This is a genomic window from Komarekiella delphini-convector SJRDD-AB1 (assembly GCF_014831675.1).
Taxonomy (GTDB): Bacteria; Cyanobacteriota; Cyanobacteriia; order Cyanobacteriales; family Nostocaceae; genus Komarekiella.
In genome coordinates, this window is record NZ_VJXY01000072.1 from 1 (window position 1) to 23,550 (window position 23,550).

Genomic DNA, 23,550 nt, shown 5'->3' on the forward strand with positions numbered 1-23,550 from the left:
AGTTGCTCTTTTGATAACTGGTTCAAGCTTTCTCGGTCTAATTCTTGAGACAGGTTTTGGTTCATATTTGTGATACTCCCTCTCAAGTGTTACCTTTGTCAATACTCTGCCACCTGAATCCTTACTTTTTAACATTGATTCTACTTCTTCGTCACTTAAGCCATTTCTTTCGGCAACACTACGGATGTTACTACTTAATACTTGTTGAACTATGTCTATAGCTAATCTTTTAGTATACCCTTTACTTTTATCTACAAAGTCTAGTTTTTCACTAAAGACTTTTTTACACTTGTGGCATTTAAATTGGCGACGATTTATTTTTAATAGCACTGGTTTTTTACTCCAAGGTAAATCATGAATCATCCGCCAATGATTTTGATGTATACTGTGAGTATTTTGTCCGCAGGAAGGACAAGTCGAATAATTCAGGCTTTTTTCTATAGTTATAATTATTTCTTCCCCTTCAATTTCTTGAAAATCTAGTATTTTCATATCGGGAAGATTCAAGATTTGCTCTACAGGAAACTTCATAGCGATCACCTAAAACTTTACGATATTATAATTTAGATGAGAGTTATGGCGGTATTTAAGTATATTTGAAATTCCTAAAATGTTTATACAGTCTATATTATAGGCATTAATATTACTGATTTTTAGTTATTAAAACTTGATGACTTCTAATAATTACCATAAAACTACCGGAAGAACCTAATTTCTTTTGGATTAGCTTCTAGCCAATCATAAAGCTTTTTAGCTTGCCGTAATGCATGGTCTTTGCCTTCAAAAACAACGCTGGGAAGAAAAATATCGCCGTCAAAATGCACCGCGACTTCAAATAAATCTTCATCCTCATCTTCGGCTTCGCCTTCTGTTACCTCAATGATTCCAGCCTTATATAGTTCGCTCATTTCCCTGCATTGCTTCGTCAGATATACCTCTACATTATTAAAATTTTAGCTTTCAATGACAGAACAGTCAGAATACTTTATTGGTTCTATTTATTTTCTGCAATATATTTATAATTTTTTAATTATTTCTCAGTAGCGATAATGTGTAAATCAATGTTTTGATGTCGAATTAGGTCTACTAATCTCTGCGTGAAAGAGCCTTTAAACCATCTTTTCCATCGAGGCTGTTGGCTTTCACCAATAACAATTTGAGTGATGTGATACCTATCTGCAACTTGAGCAATTTCTTGAGCAATATTGTGACTTTTAACATGCAAAAATTCACCACCAAATTCTTTACATAATTTTTCACAAGTATCAATATGTAAACTTTCTTTTTTAGTTAGGAATTGTTCAGGGTTAGCAACAAAAACGGTATAAAGTCGTGCATTCATATAATTAGCAATCCTAGCTCCCCGACGGAGTAACTGCACTGAATTAGGATAGGTAGACACACAAACTAAAACTCGCTCGTGAATATTACAGTTCTGCCCTTCTAATTTAGAAGTGTTTGCTTCTTCCTCTACTGTATCCGCTACTTCTCGCAGAGCAAGTTCTCGTAAAGCAATCAGATTACGACGCTGAAAAAAGTTTTTTAGGGATTGCTCAATTTTCTCAGAAGCGTAAATTTTACCTTCTCGCAAGCGTTCTTCTAGAGTTTCTGGAGTAACATCAATAACTACAACAGCATCAGCTTCGTCAAGCAGGCGGTCGGGAATACGTTCTCTCACCACAACACCTGTAATTCTTGCCACTAAATCGTTTAGACTCTCTAGATGTTGAATGTTAACGGTGGAGTAAACATCAATTCCGGCGGCTAAAATTACTTCCACATCTTGATAACGTTTTTCTCGTTGAGAACCAGGCACATTAGTATGAGCTAATTCATCAATCAACACTAGTTGAGGAGAACGCTGTAAAATCGCATCTGTGTCCATTTCCTGCAAAGTAACGTTTTCTCTAATGCTGACTTTTCTCTTAATTACCTCTAACCCTGTAGCTTTTTGGGCTGTTTCTTTGCGTCCATGAGTTTCCAAGATGCCAATCACAACATCAATACCATCTTGTTTAAGCTGATGTGCTTCTTCCAGCATCCTGTAGGTTTTGCCCACACCAGGAGCCATACCGATGAAAATTTTATGTTTTCCACGTCGGTAAGGACGAATGTAAGATCTGTCAGGAGAGATTGTAGAGCTATTGGACATGAATAGGTGATTAATCTAGGTTTTTAACGATTTATTGCACAAATAGTTGAATATTTCGTTCATTTTTAGGAAAGTGACTTTAGTTTCGCCAAAAATACCTAAAGAATCTCCTATAAGTTTATTGGTCAGCAAATATTTTAAAATGCTGAGGAGCTAATTACGCTATTGATGGAGTTGGTGGACAAAATAATATTCTATAGGAAAGTTTACTTTTGCTCGTGCATATTTTTACAGATTTCTCAATTTTACAACACGGGCTTAAGCTGAAAAGCATTTTTTTACTCTTGAATACTTATTCATTGATTTCAAGTAAACTAGAAATCGCAACAACTAGCTCATCAGGCTCTACAGGTTTAGCAAGGTATTTTTGAAAACCAACCGCCAGAGCTTGTTGCTGGTATTCTTTGGCAGCATAAGCTGTGAGGGCGATCGCTGGAATTTCTCTATTATGCAGTTGTTCCAACTTTCTCACTCTAGTCAATAGGGTATACCCATCTTCTTGAGGCAGACCAATATCAAATACAAACAGGTCAAATTGAGAATTACAAACAGCTACCATTGCTTCCTGTGCTGAAGCGGCAGTAATAACCTCAGAGCCTTCTTGCTCCAAAATGGAAATCAGTAAATCCCTAGTATCTACTTCGTCGTCAACTACTAATATTCGTAAATCTGTAAGGCACAGCTTATTATTCCGTACTTGACAATCATCTTGAATGCTATTTGACTCAATATACGTAGCTTCAGTTAAGCAATTAGTTTCTAGGGATTGTTTTGACATCAAGGGTAGCTTAACTGTAAAGGTAGCACCATGCCCTTCGCCTATACTGGTTGCCTCAATCGTTCCTCCATGTAGTTCTGTAAGCTGGTGAGCGATCGCTAATCCTAATCCTAAACCTCTGTAAGACCGAGTTGTTGAACTATCTGCCTGACTAAAGCGGTCAAAAACAAATGGCAGAAATTCGGCATTAATTCCAATTCCTGTATCTTTAACTGTAATTACCGCATCTGTATTTACTTGCTTTATTTGTAACAAAATATAACCGTGTTCAGGAGTAAACTTGACTGCGTTCAACAACAAATTCCCAAAAATTTGTTGTAATCGTGTTTCATCTCCTAAGACTTGTCCGTCGAGGGGATCTAACTTAGCTTCTAAATGAATCGCCTTTGTGGCGATCGCAGGATTGACAGATGCAATTACTGTGTTAACAATTGCCACCAAATCAACAGGGGCAACCTGAAGAGAAAATTTACCTGTAATAATCCCAGAAACATCTAAAATATCTTCAACAATTCGCGCTTGGGTTTTGGCGTTGCGAACAATAGTTTCCAAAGCACGCTTTGTTGTGCTGCTATTTGGCGTTTGCTTGAGGAGGATTTGCGCCCAACCCAGAATAGCATTGAGTGGTGTTCGCAATTCGTGAGATAGTGTTACTAAAAACTCATCTTTTAGTCGATTTGCTGCCTCGGCATTAGCGCGAGCCTCTGCTCGCTCCACTGCTAACCGTACAGCTGTTGCTAAACGAGAAGAAGATTTGGGTGACTTAAGTACGTAGTCATCCAACCCAGACTTCATCGCCTCAACTGCTATTTCTTGACTACCGCTACTGGTGAACATCACAACTGGGCAATTAGGATAGTGCTGCTTGATAGTTCTCAGAATAGAGATGCCATCAATCCAGCTTATTTGATAGTCGGTAACTACTACATCAAAAACACCATTTTCTAGCACCTGTGCTAATTCCTGTGGATTTTTAATTTCTGCGATCTGCACATCAGCAAATTCTTTCTTCAGGGAGCAAATTGCTAAAAAGTGATCGCTTATATTGTCATCAATTAACAAAACATTTAACATATAGGACTCCTATTGATTTTGGAAAAAAATCCGTACACCTTTAAATCCCTTCTTTTCTGTTCGCTGCCTACACAAATAATTTCAGGAATTAAAGCGGATTCCTATACAAGTTAAAGTCAGGTATTAAAATACCTGAGTTTATTTTAATAACCCAGGTTTTTGAAGGGGCATATTAGACTTGTCCGAAATATTAACTTAGGAAAAGAAAAATGGTAAAACGTTTAATTGAGTGTCTACTGTTTTTCCCAACTAACTATGGTTTTTGATTATATCGAGAAATATCCACACCGAACAAAACAAATTTTAGGGATTAGTTACAAACAGCTACAATCACTATTAAATTGTGCCCAAAAACGACACCAAGATATCAAAGCTAAACAGTCAAGCCAGAAAATTAGAATTAATGCACCTGGAGGAGGTCGTCCAACCAAGTTGTCAATGAATGAGCAAGTGTGTCTGTGCTTGTTTTATTTAAGGCAGATGCCAACATTTCAAGTATTAGGAATGTTATTTGGGATTTCTAAGACGGAAGCTAACGATACTTTTCATGAATGGATACCAATTCTTCGTGATATTTTGCCCTCCAGTTTATTAGAACAAGTCTCAAATAATGAAAGCGATTTACTATTTGTTCAAGAAGTGTTAACAAATTTTAGGCTATTAGTCGATAGCCTGGAACAGCCGATATATAGACCTTCTGACCAACAAGAACAACAAGAATATTTTTCTGGCAAGAAGAGACAACATACTTTGAAAAGTCAAGTAATTGGGCTACCAGAAGCTAAAGATATTGTCGAGGTAGAAGTAGGCGCTCGTGGGCCAACAGCAGATATAAATTTGTTTCGTAAATCTCAGAAAAAATTTGATGAATCTCAACCAAATTCTTTTGATAAGGCATATCAAGGCGGTGAAAACATTACTACTCCTCATAAAAGAAAACCGAAACAAGAATTAACTCAACAACAAAAAGATGAAAACAAAGCTTTATCTAGTAATCGGATATTTGTTGAGCATTTGATTCGCGTGCTGAAAATATTTCGCATAGCCTCACAAAGATTTCGCTTAAGGATTGATACTTATGAGCAGATTATCTTAACAGTTTGTGGGTTAGTTAGGCTCAGGATTGGTAGTTTAGTTCTCCCAAATTAGCTAATAGTAATAATTACTAGCTTTGAAAAACTAGGAGTCCATTTTTATGACTCTAAACTATCACTAACTATCTCAAACCCTCATAACTGCGTTTTTGCAAAAATATCAAAGTTTTGTCTCAAAGCTTTGAACACGCTGGCTTTGGAGTTTTCGGACAGGTCTATTGTTGCAACGCCCTGACATCATCGTGCCATTAGGTAAGATTGTTCTGCACAGATTCACAGAACGGCTATTCAGAAGATCCTGACTTATAGATGCTTTGATAAGATTTGCATAGCTGAAATTACTATTCCTCAAGTCTGTCATTTTTAGGTTAGAAGCTTCCAGATTTGCTCCTTGTAAATTAGCATTAACTAGCAAGCTAAAACTCAAGTTTGCTCCAGTCAAATCAGCTCCTTGTAAATTTACATTTCGCAAATCTGCCCACTGTAAATTTGCATACCGAAGATTGGCATTTTTCAGGTTAGCACCCTGAAGGTCTGTTGAGCGTAAATCAAACCCTTGTAAGTTAGCTCCTGAAAAATTAACTCCCGATAAGTTACAGCTAAAGCATCGCCCTGTTTCTTGAAGCTGTTTCATCGCATTTTGACGCAAAAAATCATTGCCTTGGTTAACTAAAGTGGGAGTTAAGACAAGTGTTACAGGAAGAAGACGTAAAAAATTAATCATCATCTGAACTAAATTCTACATTGCGAATTTAGATATTCCTAAAGTTTTGTAGGTAAGACATTCTATCGCATCTGGTATTCAGAGCAGTTGATTGCTTGTTTGGTAAGAACGTCTGAGGGGTTTACTGCACATTTTAGATAATTATTGTCATCAAAAAATTTACAGTTTCTACAGGGATATTGTTTTAGTTCAACAACGTTTGATACACGATTTTTCTTTTCTGTAAACTTCAGAAAACTTGAAATAATAAACAAGTAAATTGCTCCAACAGTTATAAAGCAAATAGGAGCTAAAAATACTATAGTCGCAGGTATATCTCCATCCTTTGTTTTTGCCTCATTATGTGTTGCTGCTATTGGGTGAGTTGCCATCAAGGTGGATTGATTTGCACTTGTTTCTGCGGATATATAAAATTGTGGTATTTCCGAAAACTGCATATCAAAATTCTCTATTTACCAAGGAGATAAATGCTGTTTAATAGGTTTCCATCCCACCTTTTGAAACAAACTTACCATTGAAAACGAATCAGAATTAACTAACTGCTGTTTCTCTTCTGGTACTATGGGGATGCTCCCTACACCAATACTTTTGCTTTTCCAGGGTGAGGTAATAACTTCAATCTTATGAATTTGTATTAGCCCACAATATTTAAAGATAGTAGTACCCCAAGGGCCGGGTTGTTCCTTCATTTGCGTGACTAAAAGTGTAGAAACTCCTGCTGCTAACCAATCTGCTTGTAATATAGGCGGAGCTTCGACAATAACAATTGATTCGGCAGAAATTGTATGCTTGGCTTGAATTTTTTGTCCACCTATAAAAAGGGTTTCATTAAAAGATATGAGATTGTTTTGAGCCTGAATATCGCTGATGTCACCTTTAATCTGGGTTGTAATCGGAGAGCCTAAGTCTTTAATCATCTCAGGATCTGGTGCATGATCTGACAAAAAGTAAATATCCATATCTAAAAGATGTGCAGAACTACAATTATTTAACATACTTGCTATCGCCGAAATAAAGAAGGTTGAGTAGGTATTGGTCGAGCTTCTAGTAAGCAAGCATTAAGTGAATAATAAACAGAATGAATTTTTTTTAAAGTGACTTTTAGGGCTGGAACCATCATGGGATGTATTGCTATCGCCAAGATGTAATCTCCAGAATAAATTTCAGGGTTTTCTTGTGCAGGAATGACCTGTTCTTTTCTTAATATCCCTAAAAAACTACACTTTTCAGGTAACTGAATTTCCTTTAAAGGAATGCCACAGTAAATACTATTGGTTTGGATTAAAACACCAAATAGACTTGGTTCAATCACACTTTGGTTGTTAAACACAAAATATTTTTTATTTAACTATAGTGTTATTGTGCATCATTTTATGTAGAAAAATATGCGTGACTAGGTATATTTTTTAAAAATTAAACGCTAAATAAAAAATAAACATATGTTTATTTTCTATCTAAACATTCTATATTTAGAAATATAAATTTGTTATATCAAATACTAAACAGTCCGAATATAAACTCATACCAAGTTGCAGCCAAAGATAGTAACTTGGGCTGGAAGTGGGGGAGAATAGGAATATTACATTTGAGCGCAATTTACAATTAGACAAGGGTTGAGAAAAACCTGACTTTCATCTAAAAATTAGGATTTGGCAGACCAAATTCATTACTTTTAGCCTTACCATTTGAACCCTGCTAATTTTTCTAGCCCGAAACCATTGTGTCTAAATTTCAAAATGCTGTGTTAAATAACTTAGTATTTAAAATAGTGGTAATCATATTGTTAAGACATGGTGTAGTATGTATATCTTAAACCCTTACTAAAGATGCAAGCACTTGCCTTCTTTTTAATTGCTGCTTTGGGAGAAATTTTCGGTTGCTACACCTTCTGGGTATGGTTAAGACTGGGAAAGAGCATCTTATGGATTGTTCCAGGAGTGTTAGCTCTGATCGTTTTTGCTTTTGCTCTCACCAAAGTTAAGGCTTCAAATGCCGGAAGAGTATACGCTGCTTACGGTGGTGTTTACATTCTTTCATCTCTTGTTTGGTTGTGGTTGGCTGAAGGTGTCAAACCAGATAAGTATGACTTACTTGGCGTTACAATCTGCTTACTTGGAACGGTTGTAATTTTGTTCAGCCACCATCGTTAGTAACTTGAAATTGCCGAAACTGACGTGTACCGCCATTTAGCTTAGTTCTGTCAGTTATGCTACAGTTTACTGTTAAATTGAGATTAGATGAAAGTCAATTTGGGAAAACGATGTCCGATCGCAAATTGCTTTTTTATCGTTTAAGTTATGATTCGCAGTCTGCGGTAATTGGTGAGCTAATATACGCATCAGTTGGCTAATCAAAGAGCCTCTAAAAATCTTCTGCCAGCGATTGTGGCAAGATTGACCTAAAACTATTTGTGTAATTCGGTAAGAGTCTGCAACCTGAGCAATTTTTTGGGCAACGTTATGACCGGATTCTTGTACGAACTCACTGTTAAACTTTTGACAAAGCTTTTTGCAGCTTTCAATATGAAGTTCTTCTTCTTTTGTTAGGAAACGCTGGGGGTCGCTGACAAATAAAACATAAAATGGAGCCTTCATACAACTGGCGATTTTGGCTCCTTTGTGAATTAGTTGCAGGGAGTGTGGCTGGGGTGAAACACAAACTAGGATGCGTTCATGTACACAGCAAGCCTGTGCAAGTGAAGTGTAACCTGCTTCTTTGATTCCTTTTTGTTCAATCTTATCAGCGACTTCTCGCAGTGCCAGTTCTCGTAGTAATACTAAATTATGATGCTGAAATAAATTTTGCTGCGATCGCTCAATTTTATCCAGTGGATAAATCTTACCATCTAATAATCTTTCTTCTAAGGTTTCAGGTGTGACATCCACAACCACCACTTCATTAGCGACTTCTAATAAATAATCTGGAATGCAATTTTGTACGGCAATTCCTGTCATTTGGGTAACTAAATGGCTAAATTTTTCTAAATGCTGAACATTAACTGTAGAGTAAACATCTATACCTGCTTTCAGTATTGCCTCCACATCTTGGTAGTGCCTGTCTCTCCCAGACCCCGGTATATTGGTATGCGCTAGTTCATCAATCAGAACTAGCTGAGGTTGACGCGCAAGGATGGCATCTGTATCCATTTGAGTGAGTATTAATTCACCCTGTTGTACAATTTTGCGAGGAATTATCTCCAAGCCAATAGCTTTGGCAGCTATATCTATGCGATCGTGTGTTTCCAAGTAGCCGATAACTACATCTTTACCTTGTTGTTTGAGTCGGTGGGCTTCATCCAGCATCCTATAGGTTTTGCCCACACCAGGAGCCATACCCAGAAGGATTTTATGTTTGCCAAAACGGGAAGGATGAGTATAGGTACTGTTGGCTGAAATCGGGAAGAGGTTAGACATGATTGGAGTATCAACGTCAATAAAATTAATCTTACTCTATTCAATGTTTAAAACTTCCTTAAAATTTTCAGTTTTTGTACTTTTTGTGTACCATATCTGGAGCAATCACTTTCTAAGTAAGATAAGTAAAAAAAGAATCGAGATTGCTCTGAGTAACTACACTGCAACAACTTATTACAAGCCACCTGAATGCTGATTTAACTCTGTACTAATCCCTAATTCCTTCTTACTGAGTTCTAATTGTTTCCAAAGTGCCTCAATCCGTTCGTAGGCAATTTCACAAGAGAGTTTTCCACCTGTTTGTAAATTGACGATGTAGCTAATTTTTTGAGCAAATTCTTGAAGATTGGCATTAAATACCAAATTTTCTGGTTTGACTGAACCGTAGTAGCGACTGCGAGGGTAGAGAAAGTTGTCTTTGTTTCCCTCATTGGGCTTTTGCATAACTGAGTCTTCCTAGCATAAATAATAAAATAAAATTTCCAACCTTTACATAAGCACTTCTGTATTATCTTCATTTGCCTGCTTCTGATTAAACTATTGTAAGTTTTGGCTAACGATAGTGTAATCTACTGCTTTAATAAAATTGAAAAGCAAAGCTGATAAGCCACCATTAAAACTACTATTTTTTAAATTTAGTTTCAGGTTGTGAAGTCGAATTATTAGGTGTAGATATTGAGTTATGTAAATTGCTGAAATCATAACTTTTTAATATCCATAAACTCATACCACTAATAAAAACTATTGGAATGAGGATGGATAAAATAAGAGATTGAGTTTCTTTTCTTTTAGGCATGGCTAAAACCTGAATGTGATGATAATAACAATTGAAGTTATTGGTATTTTCATCTGGCTACAGCACAGTTACTTGTAATTGAATGAAACTTACACTACTTGCACTATCAAACTGCTGATTTTTGTGATGGAGGTCAGAAATGTTGGAAAATTTCTTTATGATGTAGCAAATACTTTCAGATTCCCCTTAAAAAGAGGGAATTTGATTCTTCCCTCTTTTTTAAGAATGACTAGGGGGTATAAATCAGTACTAAGATACAGCCAACCACTTTTTAAACAACCTCTCATCTATAGATAGAATCAAGGTGAATTACCTTTGCAGGATAGATTTAGGCTACTATCTCACCAACTTTATATCCGTTTCTTGACTTAATTTTTTGATTTTTAACTCTGATTTGAGGCAAATCTTTCTTATCTTTGTGTAAGTAACAAATTTCCACTAGAGTCGGCCAGATTTCTAGAGAAGCATGAAATTGACTAATGACATCATCGACAATTCTAGAGACATTTTGCTGAAAGAAATCTGCTTCAAAGCCATAAAATACCCTCGATAGATTATTAGCAAACAATTGCAAAGATTGTTTACGTTCATCGTTTTGTGTAGATAATGAAGCTTTAACTATTTGCTCATGGATAACAGATATCTTCTGCAAAATTTCTTCCGAATCAAGTAAAGTCACTTCACCAGAGTAATCAAATTTGATTCCTAAATCATCAATATGATAGACACTGCTTTTAATTTTCTTTTTGAGCAGGCTGCATATTTCTTCATTAAAAATTTCACTGGCTAAAGGATTACGCATATAATTGTTGCGAATATGATTTTGTACTGCATCAACGTGTGCAGCTACAACACCTTCTTGTTGTATCCAAAGCCTATAAATATAATCTTCAAACCTGAGCCGAGTCGGAAAAAATGGTGGCAATCCTAACTGATTATCATATACAGCAACGCCACAATCCATGCGCCAATTTTTGTTAGTAACAACAGGTCTAAAATTAGTGAGAATATAATAATCGTTTAGGTCATAAGGACTGATTTGATTCTCATCGTTCAGATACATATGCACAAAGTCAAGTGTATCAATATCGTTAGTACCTGTGCGGAATGTTTGAGCAATTTTGACAACCGAGTTATTTAATACTCGTCCTCTTTGTAATAACAAAGAGTTTTCTGTAAAATAACCTTTTGTCGTATTAGTTTCTAAATCCATTGCTGTATCCAGCAAAAACTCCCCAGCTTCGTAGTTTTCTGGTACATGGCTGGCTTTTTTACCTAAAACATCATTAAAGGCAGTAAGTAAATCGAAAGATTTATGAATGTACCCACCTTCCTGGTTAGACTTGATTAGTTTACCGCGACAAATTTCATCTGGTGATAGAGATTCTGGACTGGTTTCTACTAGTGCATCAGGTCGCATATCATCATCTGCACTGACCATTAAATGTCCGAGAGTGTACATCAGTGTGAAGTTGCGGTTTCCACCGTAACTAGGTCGAAATAGGTTTTTAACAAGTGACTCTAGTTTTTTATCTCGCAATCTTTCATTTAAGAAAGTAATAAACTTTTCTTTTTCTTGAGGCCCAACATAAAATACATCGTTTACAGTTTTGGTTTGTTCTAGCAGTGGATAGTATTTTTCGTAGTTCGCAATGCTGGAATCATCAAATATCATGATTTTGGTAGCATGACCATTAGCCCAGAAATTTTCGTCATACTTTTCGATGGTTTGGGCTACGTCTCTTAAGCGATGGGTAGGAATGACAAATACTGTTTCTTTCTGTCTCATAAGTCCTTGAATTTTTATTTGATGAAGTTGTGAAATTCCTAATCTACTCATACCTTCAAAGATGAAGGTAATTATTAATGTGCAAATTAGAAACTAAGAAGATTTATTCCAAATATCTCCTAAAATTTCAATTTGCTGTTTTCTTTCATTAGTCATCTGTTTGTCTATCTCAAGTTTTGGCTGCTGGAGATCATTTAATGATTCAATTGTGCGGATGATTTCTATTGAATGCTGATGACGTAGATTTTTGAACTTTTTATACTGTAAGTAGCATCCTAAGAGAAAGCCAATAATTATGGAAGTTACAAAAACACCTGCTAGATAACCAATATCTTGTTCAGGTTGATTTGCCAATTTTGGCTGACTCGAATGAGAAACAATACTCACAGAAAAAGTTGGTTGAAGATTAAAGTTTTTGAAGTTCATAGCTACGAGAGAATGATTGCTAATACAGAACTTCTAGAAAGTTAGAAAAAGAAACAGAGAACTCAATGCAGTGGTGTTTCGTTATGTCCGATGTTCATAAATTGCTTTATGGTTCTCGATATTTCCTCTTTCAAATTGGTAGAAATTGAATTTGATTCTACTGCTAAAGCTAGACAAGCGATAGTAAAGGCGATCGCCGTCACAATTATCTGATACATCTTATTTAGCTTGTTCCTAGCTTTCTGATTAACCGCAATCGATTTTTCCTCTTGTACGGGAGGTGTAGCCGCTTCTAGACGCGGGGCTAAAAATGCTGCTACTTTCCGCGCTAGTTCGCCACCTTCAGTTTTAGCTGGTATGTAATGCCAAGTTTTTGTTTTCGGGTCAAAGATAGTGACAGATGCAACAGAACTCTCGGCAAATGATGTTACAGAACCAATTAAATCTGCTTCACGCTTCCACCCAAAGTAAGGAGTTTCAAAGTCTTCATTATTTGTGTTAGCAGACGGATTTGATGAACCACTAAAGTATTTTGGTAATTTATTCAAATCTATCAGTGCTTCTGCTGCAAAATGATAGCGTAGTTTAGTTGCTGGTTGCACCAATTTGCAGATAATTTTCTCTAAAGATGGACTTATCGGCTCAACTAAATATGAGTGCCATATCCATTTATTTTCACTGCAATCATAGAGGTCAAATGGTGACATCTGGGTAAGCAAATGTAGGCAAGTAACTCCTAAGCTGTAAAGGTCGCTGGCAAATACAGCTTTACCTCTAATCTGTTCTGGTGCAGCATATTCAGCACTACCAATCATGGTTCCCGTTGCCAAATGCCAGTTATATTTAGCAACTCCAAAATCTACTAAAAATAATTGGCGGTCTGTTCGACGACGGATAATATTAGCAGGTTTGATATCCCGATGAATTACCTGATAAGAGTGAATAAACTGCAATAAAGGCAACAATTCACGCAGCAAATGAATAATTTCCGCTTCATCAAATTCACCTGCTTCTGCTAATTCCTGTTCTAAATTTAGTCCGTTCACCCATTCTTGAACTAAATAATGTTGACCATCCTGCTCAAAAGTATTTAGTAGTTGGGGAATTTGAGGATGTTTACCGAGTTCTGCTAAAAGTAGAGATTCTTGCTGAAATAGTTCTAAGGCTTTTTGGCTATGATGGCCAGTTTGCGACTGTGGCAAGAATTGTTTGATGACACAGATGTTAGATGTTAGATAATCTAAAGATTGACTATTTTGAGTAGATTTCTCATCAATAGCGAGAAAGGTTTTACCAAAGCCTCCTTGTCCTAGAGGTTTGAGGATACGGTAGCGGTCATTGAGTAATGTGTTTGACTCCTTTAATTCAGAATTGCTATTTTCGTCTAGGGACTGTAAGTATTTTTGGTTATCAGGAAAACCGCTGCACATACAACGGATTACTCCTTAACTTGCATGATTTAAACTGTTTTGCTCAAATTTCCCTTGGTGATATTTCTCGCACTATTGCTTCCTACACGTCTGACACCACCACGTTCGCGCTGAAACAGTTTTGTTTCTCGATCTTCTGTGAGGAAACTAATGTTTGCTAGCAGTGGTAAAGATTGATTTTGCAATCCCAACATGAACCAGGTATAGAGAGATGTAAATAACATCCAACTAACAAAGTTGCAACAAATGAATGTTTTGATTTTTTCTGGTATAAGCATCGGAATTAATCGGAATTCAACTTGCAGATTTTAATGCATCTAAAGCGAGATTTAATTTTAAGACGTTGACTCCAGGTTCACCAAAAAGTCCTAGAAAACGACCATCAGTATTTTGATTAATCAAAGTTTCTAACTGTTGGGGTTGGAGTCCTCGCGTTTTAGCGACACGAGCAATTTGCGCTCTGGCAGCTTCCGGGGTAATGTGGGGGTCAAGGCTAGAACCAGAGGTGTAAACTAAATCGGCAATTGGTTGGACACTGGCATTTTTCAAACGATTGAAATCGCCTACAACCCTCTTACTTGGGTCAGGATCGTCTTTACCTACAATGCGCTCAATTAATGCGGGATTGCTGGGAGCTAAATTGCTAGCACCGGATATTCCTGTTCTCAGCACTAAAGCTTCATCATTTTTCGGATTTGCCGAACTATAGTTAGTGGTACTAGGACGGCTGTTAAAGTAGCGATCGCTCGTAAATGGTTGACCAATTAAACTAGAACCCACAACTTGACCCTGACTATCTCGGATTAAACTACCATTTACTTGAGATGGAAATACAATTTGTCCAAACGCAATCATCACAAACGGATAAATAACTGCGCTAATCACCCAAAGAACGATAGTAGAACGAATTGCTCTGCTGGCTTCTGTTGCAAAACTCATTAGAATTTCTCCGGTACAAACATTACAAAAAATAAATATGTAGAAAGGCCTAACGTCACTAGCCCTAACAGTCCTAATGTCCAAGCTTGAAAATGAGAAAATTGTTCGCCCGTAGCCGCATAAACAACAGGTGCAACTATCAGGTTTAAACACATTGCCAAGAACAAATACAGAGGTAGTTTTTGCTTACGCCACTGCAACCAAATTTCACTTACTCCTGCAAGTACCTGGGGTAAAAGAAGGGGAATAATCTTCTTCAGAGGGAGTTTCATAGTAGTTTTGAGTAACTAGAAATTAAGACAAAGGTAAAATGACATCGATGAGTTTGATGGCAATGAAAGGTGCAATAATGCCGCCCAAACCATAAATCAGGATGTTACGTTTCAATAGTTGATCTGCCGTCAAGGGACGGAATTTTACGCCTTTAAGTGCGAGAGGAATGAGTATGGGAATAATCAAAGCGTTATAAATTAAGGCTGAGATAATTGCAGATTGGGCGCTTTTTAATCCCATAATATTAAGTGCGCCAATGCCAGCCGCCGCAAAGATAGTCGGGATAATGGCGAAATACTTAGCAATATCGTTGGCAATGGAGAAAGTTGTTAATGCCCCACGGGTAATAAGTAATTGTTTACCAATAGTCACCAAATCAATCAACTTGGTGGGGTCAGAATCTAAGTCCACCATATTAGCAGCTTCTTTGGCGGCTTGGGTTCCAGAGTTCATCGCCACACCCACGTTAGCTTGAGCTAATGCAGGTGCATCGTTAGTACCATCACCAGTCATTGCCACCAGCTTACCTTGAGACTGTTCGTTACGAATCACACTAATCTTGTCTTCTGGTGTAGCCTCGGCAATAAAATCATCAACTCCGGCTTCTTCAGCAATGACACTGGCGGTAATGCGGTTATCACCTGTGAGCATGATAGTCTTCACACCCATACGCCGCAATTGGTCGAATCTTTCTCGTAAGCCAGGTTTGACAATATCTTTGAGATAAATGACTCCAAAAATTTGGTCATCTTGGCAGACTGCTAAGGGTGTACCACCTAAGCGGGAAACTCGCTCGTAAGCTGTATCTACATCATCAGCAATTCGACCACCACGAGAACGGACAAAGCCTTTAATTGCATCCACTGCTCCTTTACGAATTTCCTTCCCATTAGGTAAGTTAGTACCACTCATACGAGTTTTGGCTGAAAATTCCACACCTTCGGCTTGTTTGAGGTCAAAATCAGTTTTCACGCCAGAACTTTCGGCTAGTTTGACAATTGACCTGCCTTCTGGTGTTTCATCGAATACACTGGCGGCTAGGGCCACTCGTGCCACATCTGCAACTGTGTAGCTATTCACAGGGATAAACTCATCAGCCATGCGGTTTCCCAAGGTAATTGTACCTGTTTTATCCAGCACCAATGCGTTGATATCGCCACAGGCTTCTACAGCACGTCCAGAGGTAGCAATAACATTAAATTGAGCTACCCTATCCATTCCAGCAATACCAATCGCACTGAGTAATCCACCGATGGTTGTGGGTATTAAAGCTACCAATAGCGAAATCAAAATCGCAACGCTAGCACCTGCACGCAAACTGTTTGCTGCTTCTGCCCCAAACACTGTACTGATGAAGTTAGCGATGTAGTTGACAAAGGGAGGCATGGTAGCCACGACAATTAAAAAGACTTGCGTCAGTACGGCTAATAATACTGTCAAGGCAATCTCATTAGGAGTTTTCGTTCTTTCTGCCCCTTCCACAAGAGAAATCATCCGGTCAATAAAACCCTGGCCGGGATCGGCTGTAATACGAATCGTCAACTCATCTGAGAGTAAACGTGTACCTCCAGTAACAGAAGAAGCAATATCTGTACCTGGTTGCTTAAGCACAGGGGCAGATTCCCCAGTAATTGCTGATTCATCCACCGAACCGATACCTTGAATTACTTCACCATCGGCAGGAATCATGTCATTAGCAACCACTTTCACCAAATCGTTGCGGTGTAATTCTGTGGAATTAACTTGCACAATCGTACCATCGGGCAGAACTTTACGAGCAATAGTATCGGAACGGGTTGACTTCAAGGAATCTGCTTGTGCTTTACCACGTCCTTCCGCGACTGCTTCGGCAAAGTTAGCAAACAAAACTGTAAAAAACAGAATTAAGGTAATTAAGCCATTTAACAAGCGTTGCTGGTTAACATCTGCCTGTAAAGTACCAAATAAATTAGGATTAACAGTCACCAGAAAAGTGACGATTGTTCCCACCCAAACCACAAACATGACTGGGTTTTTGACAGCAATTCGGGGATGAAGCTTGACGAAGGATTCTTTTATGGCTCTTTGATAAAGCCCCCGCATATCTGCCTTGGGAGTATGTCTGCGTGAGTCACGAGTTCCGTGGGGAACATGGGGGGGACGAGGTGATGAGTCTATATTATTTGTCATAGATTATAAGGAATGAGGTGATGAGGAATTAGGTGAGTAAGGAAAGATAACTTTTGACTCTGGACTGACCATTGACCAATAACTCCTTATCCAATACCTCTGGCAATCAAAAAGGCTTCACCGATGGGGCCAAATGCTAAGACTGGAAAGAATGTCAGTGCGCCAAGAATTAAAATTACGCCTGCGGTTACGCCTGTAAATAGTCCGGTGTCAGTCCGTAATGTTCCCGCCGTTAAAGGAACTTGTTGTTTGCGAGACATACTATCTGCTAATAACAACAAACCGATAATGGGGATATAGCGTCCGGCAATGAGGCTGAAGCTAGCGCTAAGGTTCCACCACAAACCTGTAATTGTTGGTTCTGCGCCGGCTGCAATAGCTAAAGGTGAAGGCTGTCCATCACCTAAACCTTCAAATCCCGAACCGTTGTTAGCCGCAGCCGAGGCATATTCATAAATGACTTGAGCAAAGCCGTGAAAGCCTGGATTACTAATGCCTGATAATTGCTCAGGAAATGCTAGGGTAATTCCTGCCGGAATCATAATGGCGATGGGATGAACTAACAAAATCAGAAAACTCGCAAGCACCACTTCGCGCTTTTCTATTTTGCGTCCGAGAAATTCTGGTGTGCGTCCTACCATTAAACCCGTTGCAAACACTGCCAGAATCAAGTAGGCAAATAAGTAAGCTGTGCCTGTACCTTGTCCACCCCAGACAATTTGCAAAAACATATTAGAGAGGGTAACGAAACCCCCATTAGGCATAAAGGAATCATGCAAACTATTAACTGCACCGCACATAGTTCCAGTTGTACTGACGGCGAACAATGCAGACTGCGCCCAGCCAAACCGGACTTCCTTTCCTTCTAGGTTCGGTTGCGTACTTCCCAAAAGCGCGTTAACAGCCGGGTTGCCGTTATATTCGCCAATGGCAGTGATGATAATAAATGTTACGTAGATAATACCTACCATGCCATAAACTAACCAAGCTTGTTTAGTGTTATTGGCAAACAAACCGTAGGTGTAAATCAGAGATGTAGGAATTGACAGCATCGCCACAATCTCAATTAAGTTAGAAAACCCGTTGGGATTTTCAAAGGGATGGGCGGAGTTGATGCCAAAAAAGCCGCCGCCGTTTTCTCCTAGTTCTTTGATGATTTCAAAATGAGCCACCGGGCCGCGTGCGATCGCCTGACTAATGTTAGGGTCTTCTAAGGTAGGAATGACAACTGGCCCTGCTAAAGTTTCGGGAACACCAGCCGCCATCAAGGCAATCCCACCGACAATACAAATAGGTAGCAAAACTCTTGTAATACTGCGAGTTATGTCTACATAAAAGTTGCCTAATGGTCTACCAGTTAACCCGCGAATAAAGGCAATAGCTACGCAAATCCCTGTTGCGGCTGAGGTAAACATATGAAATCCCAGCCCAAACATTTGACTACCATAACTTAAGTAGGTTTCCCCTGAGTAATGCTGTTGGTTGGTATTAGTAATAAAGGAAATAGCAGTGTGCCATGCTGTATCCCAAGTTGGCGCACCTAAATTAGTAGGATTGAGGGGTAACCATCCTTGATTGAGGATCAGCAAAAAAACAAACACTCCCATCACTACATTGCTGTACAGTATGGCTCTGGCATACTGCCAACCTGTCATATTTTCTTTAGTTGCAACACCAATCAGAGCATAAACTAATCGCTCCACAGGGTTCAAGATTGGGTCGAGCAAAGTGCGTTGTTCTTGATAGACACGCGCCATATATCGCCCAAAAAAGGGAGTTATTGCTACGACAATTAGTAGCGTTAATGCTATTTGTAGCCATCCTTGTAGCATGAGTTATACCAATTGATTATTTGTAATAAAGAATTTCCAAAGCTATTGGAATATTGAGTATCAATGAGGCTCAGATATACAGCAGGTAACAGGTAACAGGTAACAGGTAACAGGTAACAGGTTTGAAAGTCTTTTGTTTCATGGCTTTTGGTTAAAATTTGTACCTCATTCACCTGCAATCTGCTGTAAGTCATAACATTTCAATTTCATCAAATACTCTCCTTCGATTGGAGTAGTTAATACTAATTCCTTGAGTTGCCATACATAGACATAGGGTTTGTCTGCAATTGTTTGTATCAATTTATTTACATAATCTCATTGATTTGAGAATGAAGACAAGACATAGAAGATATAAAAATAGGCTTATTTTTTCTTGATAAAGCGTTTATTTTTCTATATCTAGCGTTTAGGTAAAATATATACAAACGTTTAGGATGTTTATTTTTTTTCTAAACGCTAGTTTTGCCTAAAAGGGTTTTATGTTTTATTTATGAAAATTTATTTTGATTAACTTAAAATAAATAACGTCCTAATTATAGTTTTACCGTTCAATTTAAGGCATACTGTATATACTTAATTCCTAAACAAAATATATTTTTATCTAAACGTTATCTCGGCTGTTAAGAATTAAATAAATTCTCCTAAATTGAATATTAGAATTTAATTATTTATCATAAAATTAACAGCCTCCATGACTAAAAACATATTTTCAATGCTTCTACTTCCTACGAAACTTCTGACTAAAAACTCACGATTGAGTAGATTGCTAGTCATGTTAGGGCTGTTTGTAACTGTCGTGCTGCTGGAGTTTACTACACCTACAGAGTATGTGTTTGGCTACTTTTATACAGGGCCAATATTATTGACGAACTCATGGTTCGGGGGGACTGCAACCTTTGGAGCGACGACAATCGCAGTTTTCTTAACGATTTTAAATATTTTCTTGCCAGGGGGTGAAGTTATTAAAACATCCACAATTGCCAGTCGCACGATCGCCGCAATGGCTTTGATTGTAACTGGTGTGTTAAGCGAGCGCTTGCGTCGTTCCCAAGAAGCGATCGCCATTACCCGTGCCAAACTAGAATCTCAACAAGAATTAGTCAAACTGCGAGAAGATTTTGCTTCTACACTCACCCATGATTTAAAAACCCCACTTTTGGGAGCAATTGAAACTATCATTGCATTTCAGCAAGAAAAATTTGGCTCAGTTTCACCCACCCAGCAACAAGTATTAGACACAATGGCACGCAGCCACAAGACTTCTCTACAACTTGTAGAAACTTTGTTAGATGTCTATCGCAACGATATTGAAGGCTTAAAACTGAACTTAGCACCTGTAGATTTGACCAACTTAGCAGAAGATGTGGCTAGTAGTTTGATTGCATTAGCTGCCAATCGTCGCGTTCATCTTTCGGTAAGTTATGGTGATTCTGACTGGCGACACGCATTGTGGGTTCAAGGTGATGCACTGCAACTACAACGAGTTTTTAACAATCTCTTAGTGAATGCAATTAATCATTCACGTCGCGGTGCAAGGGTAGAAGTAGTTTTGGAACCACAAGCCTCTTATCAAGTCGTAAAAATTTTGGATACAGGTGCAGGTATTGGCATAGAACAGTTACCTCATTTATTTGAACGATTTTACCAAGGACATAGCGATCGCCAAGCCAAGGGTTCGGGTTTAGGACTTTATTTATCGCGCCAAATTATTGAAGCTCACGGAGGTATAATCTGGGCAGAGAATAGAGTACCAACTGGTGCGATGTTTGCATTCAAGCTGCCTGTTTATCCATTTCCATCTCTAACTGCGTAAAATGTCCTCTATCCCAATTAAAATTCTGCTTGTTGAGGACGACGAACTTTTCCGCTTGGGTTTGCGCGTGCGATTGCAACAAGAACCAGGGTTAGAGATTGTCGCTGAGGCTGAAGATGGTGAAACAGCTATCGAGCTACTTAAGCAAATTCCTCTGGATGTAGTGCTTTTGGATGTAGGTTTGCCAGGAATTGGAGGAATCGAAGCTTGTAAACAAATTAAACAGCAAAATCCTCTACTACCAGTTTTAGTTTTTACTTCCCATTCGCAAAAGCCGCTAATTACACGTTTGATTGAAGCAGGCGCACAAGGCTACTGCCTCAAAGGAATTGCTGCGGAAAAATTAGTGTTAGCATTACGTTCTGTGGCGAGTGGTGCTTCTTGGTGGGATGCAACTGCAACACAAGAAATTCGTTCTTCATTGAGTTACGAGACACCTAAACTTGAGCCAGAAAACATCACAAAGCCTGACAATCCCCTCACTGGACGTGAGCAAGAAATTCTATCACTGTTAGCGGCTGGAAAAACTAATCAAGAAATCGCTCATGAACTGTGTATTGCACCTGGAACAGTACGAGTTCATATTCATGCCATTTTACAGAAATTAAAAGTGAGCGATCGCACTCAAGCTGTGCTTGTTGCTTTACAAAAACAGTTAATCAAAAGTCAGTAGACTGAAAACCTTGACAATTGCCTTGGGCAGTGACAATGCTTTTATAATTAATCTAAAAATTTAATTAATTCATATAATGAATGATATGTATGCATAGTTTTACTATTTTTTGTGATTCGCCACAGGACTGATACCGTTGGCGAATTCCTCAAACAGCTAAACTGAACCGATTAGTTCAGATATGAACAGGACTTACGCAACTGGCACAGGCGATCGCAGCACGGTCTAAGAGATTACCAAGAAATAAATTATCCACTCTTGTGGGGTGGGCGTCTCGCCCGCCTTTGGACAGGGGCGGACAAGATGTCCACCCCACAAAAAAAGTTGTATATTTTTTGTTTGGAAGTCTGTAATATCATGTCCGGGTAATCGGTTACGATAAAAGAAGTGAGTGCAAAGATGACTAATGCCGAAACGAATTAGTGTAGCCGCACATCTGAGTCCAGAAGAGCTAGAAGAACGTTACCGTCAAGCCAAAGATGGGATAGAAAGCCGTCAGTATCAGATTATCTGGTTACTAGCACAAGGAAGAAAAACCGAAGAAGTAGAGGAAATCACAGGCTACAGTAGGACATGGATGTACGCATTGGTAAAAAGATACAACGAGTTGGGCACAGAAGGATTAGGCGATCGCAGCATAAACAAGCGTAGTTTAAGCTATTAGCTATATGGATTCTCATCAAAAAAACTTATCCAATTTTCAGCATACTTACAGTGAAGCATCTTTAAATGATTTGATAAAACGATTGTCTCGTATTGAAGGACATATTCGGGGTGTCAAGAATATGGTTGAGGATAGTCGTCCTTGTCCGGATGTATTGATTCAAATAGCTGCTGTCCGAGGAGCAGTTAAGCAAGTTGGTCGAATTATTGGCGTTGCTGAATCAAAATATGAATCAGGCGATCGCTGGAATAAAACTTGTACCTCACATCGTGAGCGGCACTGAACCATACTTAAGATAATGTATGACCAGCCGAATAGAGTGTCTCAGCATTTCTTCTGACTTAGAGTAACAAAAAGTTTTCCGATGTAGTCGAGCAAGATAATGTCGAAAACGACTGTTTTCTCCTTCAACCCTGGTCATGTAGGTTTTACTAACAATATGGTCTTCGTCGCTGATGAAGCAAGGATAAACCCCTAACTATCTAATTGGTATTTAAGAGTTTGAGAATCAAGCACAGAGAGAAGTTCGGTATGTTGATTGACCAGAACTTGTATTGCGCTAATTGGGTCATGGTGAAGGCGATGTTTGCGTTGGCGAGGAGCTTCAGCCAAAGCTAGCCTAAGACGTTGAGTTTTGTACTCAGCTGTGGGAACTTCCTGAATTTGCTCAAGTAAGTGTTTTTCGCTTTCAGCTAGGAATAAAACTTGATATTGACCAAAATAGCGCAATGCGGTAGTTGATTTGCGGCCACTGATTCGCCGTTGATGACGACGCAAATGGCTGAACATCGCTTCCATTTTCAAGTTATCTGGCGGCAAGCCTGGGATATCATAGCAGTGCAATAAGTTAGCCCCGTATTTATCCCATAAACGTTGTAACTTTTTCTTGAGAGCAAACTGTGCAGGATTTTGTTGATGGTCAGGTTGAAACATCTGTAACAACTCTTCCATCTCGCGCCGAACCTGAAAGCTCGTTAAGGGTGAACTAATAGTTTGAGTAATATCGGTTACATTATCTGCGCTGCGTTTGGAGTATTCAGGATGAATGGCACTAAGTTTAGTTATTTGTTGAGGCAAGCTGGGGGAGCGGGGGGTGCTGGGGGTGCTGGGGGAGACAAAGAAATTAGTGTATTCAAGGGTATTGCAGTAGTAAGAGATATCAGTAATTGCTCTTTACTCCCCCAGCCTCCCCAGCTACCCCAGCCTCCCCAGCTTATCTTCGTGACATTCGTATTCAGGATAGCGCAAACAATCAGTAATTTGTCGCAACCACTTGTGCGCTTGGGCCAAATCCAAGGCTACAGAAAGATTGTTGCTTAAAGCTTGGTCAATCCATACTGACAACAGAGACAAATAATCTGTATCAAGTTCTCGACATGGTAAACTACTAGTCAACCAAGAAAATTATGACAGGTGTAAATTAGGATATAACCGTTGGAATTTCACTCTGGCATCTGAAGCTGCAAAACGCCAATCGATTTTAGCTTTCTGCTGGTTACGCTCCTTTTCCC

General features: G+C 38.7%; 26 protein-coding genes and 2 pseudogenes. 6 read left to right on the forward strand and 22 right to left on the reverse strand.

Annotated elements, in window-relative coordinates; all coding sequences use genetic code 11:
- From FNW02_RS33690 to FNW02_RS33705, 4 genes are all read right to left on the reverse strand, one after another.
- Positions 1–531: transposase family protein (locus FNW02_RS33690; protein WP_225226107.1), on the reverse strand; the 531-nt coding region annotated here is incomplete at its 3' end.
- Between the two features lie 164 nt (positions 532–695).
- Positions 696–908, reverse strand: coding sequence for a hypothetical protein (locus FNW02_RS33695; protein ID WP_225226108.1), 213 nt, complete (start codon positions 906–908; stop codon positions 696–698).
- A gap of 122 nt (positions 909–1,030) precedes the next feature.
- Entirely contained in the window at positions 1,031–2,152 is a 1,122-nt protein-coding gene (locus FNW02_RS33700) for a sensor protein KdpD (protein ID WP_191761882.1), read from the reverse strand.
- 292 nt (positions 2,153–2,444) lie between these two features.
- Positions 2,445–4,004 (reverse strand): ATP-binding response regulator, encoded by a 1,560-nt coding sequence (locus FNW02_RS33705; RefSeq protein ID WP_191761883.1) that lies wholly within the window; start codon positions 4,002–4,004, stop codon positions 2,445–2,447.
- A gap of 255 nt (positions 4,005–4,259) precedes the next feature.
- On the opposite strand from FNW02_RS33705, the gene FNW02_RS33710 reads away from it, so the two are divergent.
- Entirely contained in the window at positions 4,260–5,153 is an 894-nt protein-coding gene (locus FNW02_RS33710; protein ID WP_191761884.1) for a transposase family protein, read from the forward strand.
- 105 nt (positions 5,154–5,258) lie between these two features.
- Here the strand turns inward: FNW02_RS33710 and FNW02_RS33715 are convergent, their stop codons facing one another.
- The 4 genes from FNW02_RS33715 to FNW02_RS33730 are packed head-to-tail and all read right to left on the reverse strand — an operon-like array spanning position 5,259 to position 7,152.
- Positions 5,259–5,825: a pentapeptide repeat-containing protein gene (locus tag FNW02_RS33715; protein ID WP_191761885.1), complete on the reverse strand. Its 567-nt coding sequence runs from the start codon at positions 5,823–5,825 to the stop codon at positions 5,259–5,261.
- A 59-nt stretch (positions 5,826–5,884) separates the two neighbouring features.
- Entirely contained in the window at positions 5,885–6,259 is a 375-nt protein-coding gene (locus tag FNW02_RS33720) for a hypothetical protein (protein ID WP_191761886.1), read from the reverse strand.
- A 15-nt stretch (positions 6,260–6,274) separates the two neighbouring features.
- A complete protein-coding gene (locus tag FNW02_RS33725) occupies positions 6,275–6,817 on the reverse strand; it encodes a hypothetical protein (protein ID WP_191761887.1) in 543 nt (180 codons plus the stop codon).
- Between the two features lie 5 nt (positions 6,818–6,822).
- Complete coding sequence (locus FNW02_RS33730) at positions 6,823–7,152, reverse strand: TrkA C-terminal domain-containing protein (RefSeq protein ID WP_191761888.1); 330 nt, start codon at positions 7,150–7,152, stop codon at positions 6,823–6,825.
- A gap of 496 nt (positions 7,153–7,648) precedes the next feature.
- On the opposite strand from FNW02_RS33730, the gene FNW02_RS33735 reads away from it, so the two are divergent.
- The gene (locus tag FNW02_RS33735) at positions 7,649–7,972 is read left to right on the forward strand and encodes a YnfA family protein (protein WP_191761889.1); all 324 of its coding nucleotides are present in this window, start codon (positions 7,649–7,651) and stop codon (positions 7,970–7,972) included.
- Between the two features lie 72 nt (positions 7,973–8,044).
- Here the strand turns inward: FNW02_RS33735 and FNW02_RS33740 are convergent, their stop codons facing one another.
- The 11 genes from FNW02_RS33740 to FNW02_RS39745 all read right to left on the reverse strand — a co-directional run bounded on the left by FNW02_RS33740 (position 8,045) and on the right by FNW02_RS39745 (position 19,189).
- Positions 8,045–9,235, reverse strand: a complete 1,191-nt coding sequence (locus FNW02_RS33740) for a universal stress protein (protein WP_191761890.1) — start codon at positions 9,233–9,235, stop codon at positions 8,045–8,047.
- Positions 9,236–9,409: 174 nt separating this feature from the next.
- Positions 9,410–9,679: a DUF7219 family protein gene (locus FNW02_RS33745; RefSeq protein WP_191761891.1), complete on the reverse strand. Its 270-nt coding sequence runs from the start codon at positions 9,677–9,679 to the stop codon at positions 9,410–9,412.
- A gap of 680 nt (positions 9,680–10,359) precedes the next feature.
- Entirely contained in the window at positions 10,360–11,820 is a 1,461-nt protein-coding gene (locus FNW02_RS33750) for a hypothetical protein (RefSeq protein WP_191761892.1), read from the reverse strand.
- A gap of 93 nt (positions 11,821–11,913) precedes the next feature.
- Positions 11,914–12,246, reverse strand: a complete 333-nt coding sequence (locus tag FNW02_RS33755; RefSeq protein WP_191761893.1) for a hypothetical protein — start codon at positions 12,244–12,246, stop codon at positions 11,914–11,916.
- Positions 12,247–12,308: 62 nt separating this feature from the next.
- On the reverse strand, positions 12,309–13,676 hold the full coding sequence (locus FNW02_RS33760) for a serine/threonine-protein kinase (RefSeq protein ID WP_191761894.1): 1,368 nt from the start codon (positions 13,674–13,676) through the stop codon (positions 12,309–12,311).
- A gap of 29 nt (positions 13,677–13,705) precedes the next feature.
- Positions 13,706–13,900, reverse strand: coding sequence for a hypothetical protein (locus FNW02_RS33765; RefSeq protein ID WP_225226109.1), 195 nt, complete (start codon positions 13,898–13,900; stop codon positions 13,706–13,708).
- 70 nt (positions 13,901–13,970) lie between these two features.
- Positions 13,971–14,615, reverse strand: a complete 645-nt coding sequence (kdpC, locus tag FNW02_RS33770; protein WP_191761896.1) for a K(+)-transporting ATPase subunit C — start codon at positions 14,613–14,615, stop codon at positions 13,971–13,973.
- A complete protein-coding gene (locus tag FNW02_RS33775; RefSeq protein ID WP_191761897.1) occupies positions 14,615–14,887 on the reverse strand; it encodes a potassium-transporting ATPase subunit F in 273 nt (90 codons plus the stop codon). Before FNW02_RS33775 ends, kdpC begins: the two co-directional genes overlap by 1 nt.
- Before the next feature lie 22 nt (positions 14,888–14,909).
- Positions 14,910–17,057, reverse strand: coding sequence for a potassium-transporting ATPase subunit KdpB (gene kdpB, locus FNW02_RS33780; protein ID WP_191761898.1), 2,148 nt, complete (start codon positions 17,055–17,057; stop codon positions 14,910–14,912).
- Between the two features lie 86 nt (positions 17,058–17,143).
- Positions 17,144–18,889, reverse strand: a complete 1,746-nt coding sequence (gene kdpA, locus FNW02_RS33785; protein WP_191761899.1) for a potassium-transporting ATPase subunit KdpA — start codon at positions 18,887–18,889, stop codon at positions 17,144–17,146.
- Positions 18,890–19,054: 165 nt separating this feature from the next.
- Positions 19,055–19,189, reverse strand: coding sequence for a hypothetical protein (locus FNW02_RS39745; RefSeq protein WP_263627846.1), 135 nt, complete (start codon positions 19,187–19,189; stop codon positions 19,055–19,057).
- A gap of 472 nt (positions 19,190–19,661) precedes the next feature.
- Here FNW02_RS39745 and FNW02_RS33790 point away from each other — a divergent pair, with 472 nt between their 5' ends.
- The 4 genes and pseudogenes from FNW02_RS33790 (at position 19,662) to FNW02_RS40285 (ending at position 22,322) form a co-directional block, all read left to right on the forward strand.
- Positions 19,662–20,702 (forward strand): sensor histidine kinase, encoded by a 1,041-nt coding sequence (locus FNW02_RS33790; RefSeq protein ID WP_431356837.1) that lies wholly within the window; start codon positions 19,662–19,664, stop codon positions 20,700–20,702.
- Between the two features lies 1 nt (position 20,703).
- Positions 20,704–21,375 carry a response regulator transcription factor gene (locus tag FNW02_RS33795; RefSeq protein WP_191761901.1) on the forward strand — a complete coding sequence of 224 codons (672 nt, stop codon included), beginning with the start codon at positions 20,704–20,706 and terminating at the stop codon, positions 21,373–21,375.
- Positions 21,376–21,781: 406 nt separating this feature from the next.
- Positions 21,782–22,009, forward strand: a pseudogene (locus FNW02_RS33800) (helix-turn-helix domain-containing protein); the annotation flags it as partial.
- Between the two features lie 34 nt (positions 22,010–22,043).
- Complete coding sequence (locus FNW02_RS40285; protein ID WP_191761902.1) at positions 22,044–22,322, forward strand: metal-sensitive transcriptional regulator; 279 nt, start codon at positions 22,044–22,046, stop codon at positions 22,320–22,322.
- Here the strand turns inward: FNW02_RS40285 and FNW02_RS33810 are convergent.
- From FNW02_RS33810 to FNW02_RS33820, 3 genes and pseudogenes are all read right to left on the reverse strand, one after another.
- Positions 22,302–22,511, reverse strand: a pseudogene (locus FNW02_RS33810) (IS1 family transposase); the annotation flags it as partial. The gene FNW02_RS40285 and the pseudogene FNW02_RS33810 sit on opposite strands and share 21 nt — an antisense overlap.
- Before the next feature lie 2 nt (positions 22,512–22,513).
- Complete coding sequence (locus tag FNW02_RS33815) at positions 22,514–23,116, reverse strand: hypothetical protein (protein WP_191761903.1); 603 nt, start codon at positions 23,114–23,116, stop codon at positions 22,514–22,516.
- A gap of 117 nt (positions 23,117–23,233) precedes the next feature.
- Positions 23,234–23,434: a hypothetical protein gene (locus FNW02_RS33820; RefSeq protein WP_191761904.1), complete on the reverse strand. Its 201-nt coding sequence runs from the start codon at positions 23,432–23,434 to the stop codon at positions 23,234–23,236.
- Positions 23,435–23,550: the final 116 nt, after the last annotated feature.

Excerpts from the sequence above, each read along its gene's own strand:
- FNW02_RS33695 (WP_225226108.1), bottom strand. The coding sequence starts at position 908 with ATGAGCGAACTATATAAGGCTGGAATCATTGAGGTAACAGAAGGCGAA.
- FNW02_RS33700 (WP_191761882.1), bottom strand. The coding sequence starts at position 2,152 with ATGTCCAATAGCTCTACAATCTCTCCTGACAGATCTTACATTCGTCCT.
- FNW02_RS33705 (WP_191761883.1), bottom strand. The coding sequence starts at position 4,004 with ATGTTAAATGTTTTGTTAATTGATGACAATATAAGCGATCACTTTTTA.
- FNW02_RS33710 (WP_191761884.1), top strand. The coding sequence starts at position 4,260 with ATGGTTTTTGATTATATCGAGAAATATCCACACCGAACAAAACAAATT.
- FNW02_RS33715 (WP_191761885.1), bottom strand. The coding sequence starts at position 5,825 with ATGATGATTAATTTTTTACGTCTTCTTCCTGTAACACTTGTCTTAACT.
- FNW02_RS33720 (WP_191761886.1), bottom strand. The coding sequence starts at position 6,259 with ATGCAGTTTTCGGAAATACCACAATTTTATATATCCGCAGAAACAAGT.
- FNW02_RS33725 (WP_191761887.1), bottom strand. The coding sequence starts at position 6,817 with ATGTTAAATAATTGTAGTTCTGCACATCTTTTAGATATGGATATTTAC.
- FNW02_RS33735 (WP_191761889.1), top strand. The coding sequence starts at position 7,649 with ATGCAAGCACTTGCCTTCTTTTTAATTGCTGCTTTGGGAGAAATTTTC.
- FNW02_RS33740 (WP_191761890.1), bottom strand. The coding sequence starts at position 9,235 with ATGTCTAACCTCTTCCCGATTTCAGCCAACAGTACCTATACTCATCCT.
- FNW02_RS33745 (WP_191761891.1), bottom strand. The coding sequence starts at position 9,679 with ATGCAAAAGCCCAATGAGGGAAACAAAGACAACTTTCTCTACCCTCGC.
- FNW02_RS33750 (WP_191761892.1), bottom strand. The coding sequence starts at position 11,820 with ATGAGACAGAAAGAAACAGTATTTGTCATTCCTACCCATCGCTTAAGA.
- FNW02_RS33755 (WP_191761893.1), bottom strand. The coding sequence starts at position 12,246 with ATGAACTTCAAAAACTTTAATCTTCAACCAACTTTTTCTGTGAGTATT.
- FNW02_RS33760 (WP_191761894.1), bottom strand. The coding sequence starts at position 13,676 with ATGTGCAGCGGTTTTCCTGATAACCAAAAATACTTACAGTCCCTAGAC.
- FNW02_RS33765 (WP_225226109.1), bottom strand. The coding sequence starts at position 13,900 with ATGTTATTTACATCTCTCTATACCTGGTTCATGTTGGGATTGCAAAAT.
- kdpC (WP_191761896.1), bottom strand. The coding sequence starts at position 14,615 with ATGAGTTTTGCAACAGAAGCCAGCAGAGCAATTCGTTCTACTATCGTT.
- FNW02_RS33775 (WP_191761897.1), bottom strand. The coding sequence starts at position 14,887 with ATGAAACTCCCTCTGAAGAAGATTATTCCCCTTCTTTTACCCCAGGTA.
- kdpB (WP_191761898.1), bottom strand. The coding sequence starts at position 17,057 with ATGACAAATAATATAGACTCATCACCTCGTCCCCCCCATGTTCCCCAC.
- kdpA (WP_191761899.1), bottom strand. The coding sequence starts at position 18,889 with ATGCTACAAGGATGGCTACAAATAGCATTAACGCTACTAATTGTCGTA.
- FNW02_RS33790 (WP_431356837.1), top strand. The coding sequence starts at position 19,662 with ATGTTAGGGCTGTTTGTAACTGTCGTGCTGCTGGAGTTTACTACACCT.
- FNW02_RS33795 (WP_191761901.1), top strand. The coding sequence starts at position 20,704 with ATGTCCTCTATCCCAATTAAAATTCTGCTTGTTGAGGACGACGAACTT.
- FNW02_RS40285 (WP_191761902.1), top strand. The coding sequence starts at position 22,044 with ATGGATTCTCATCAAAAAAACTTATCCAATTTTCAGCATACTTACAGT.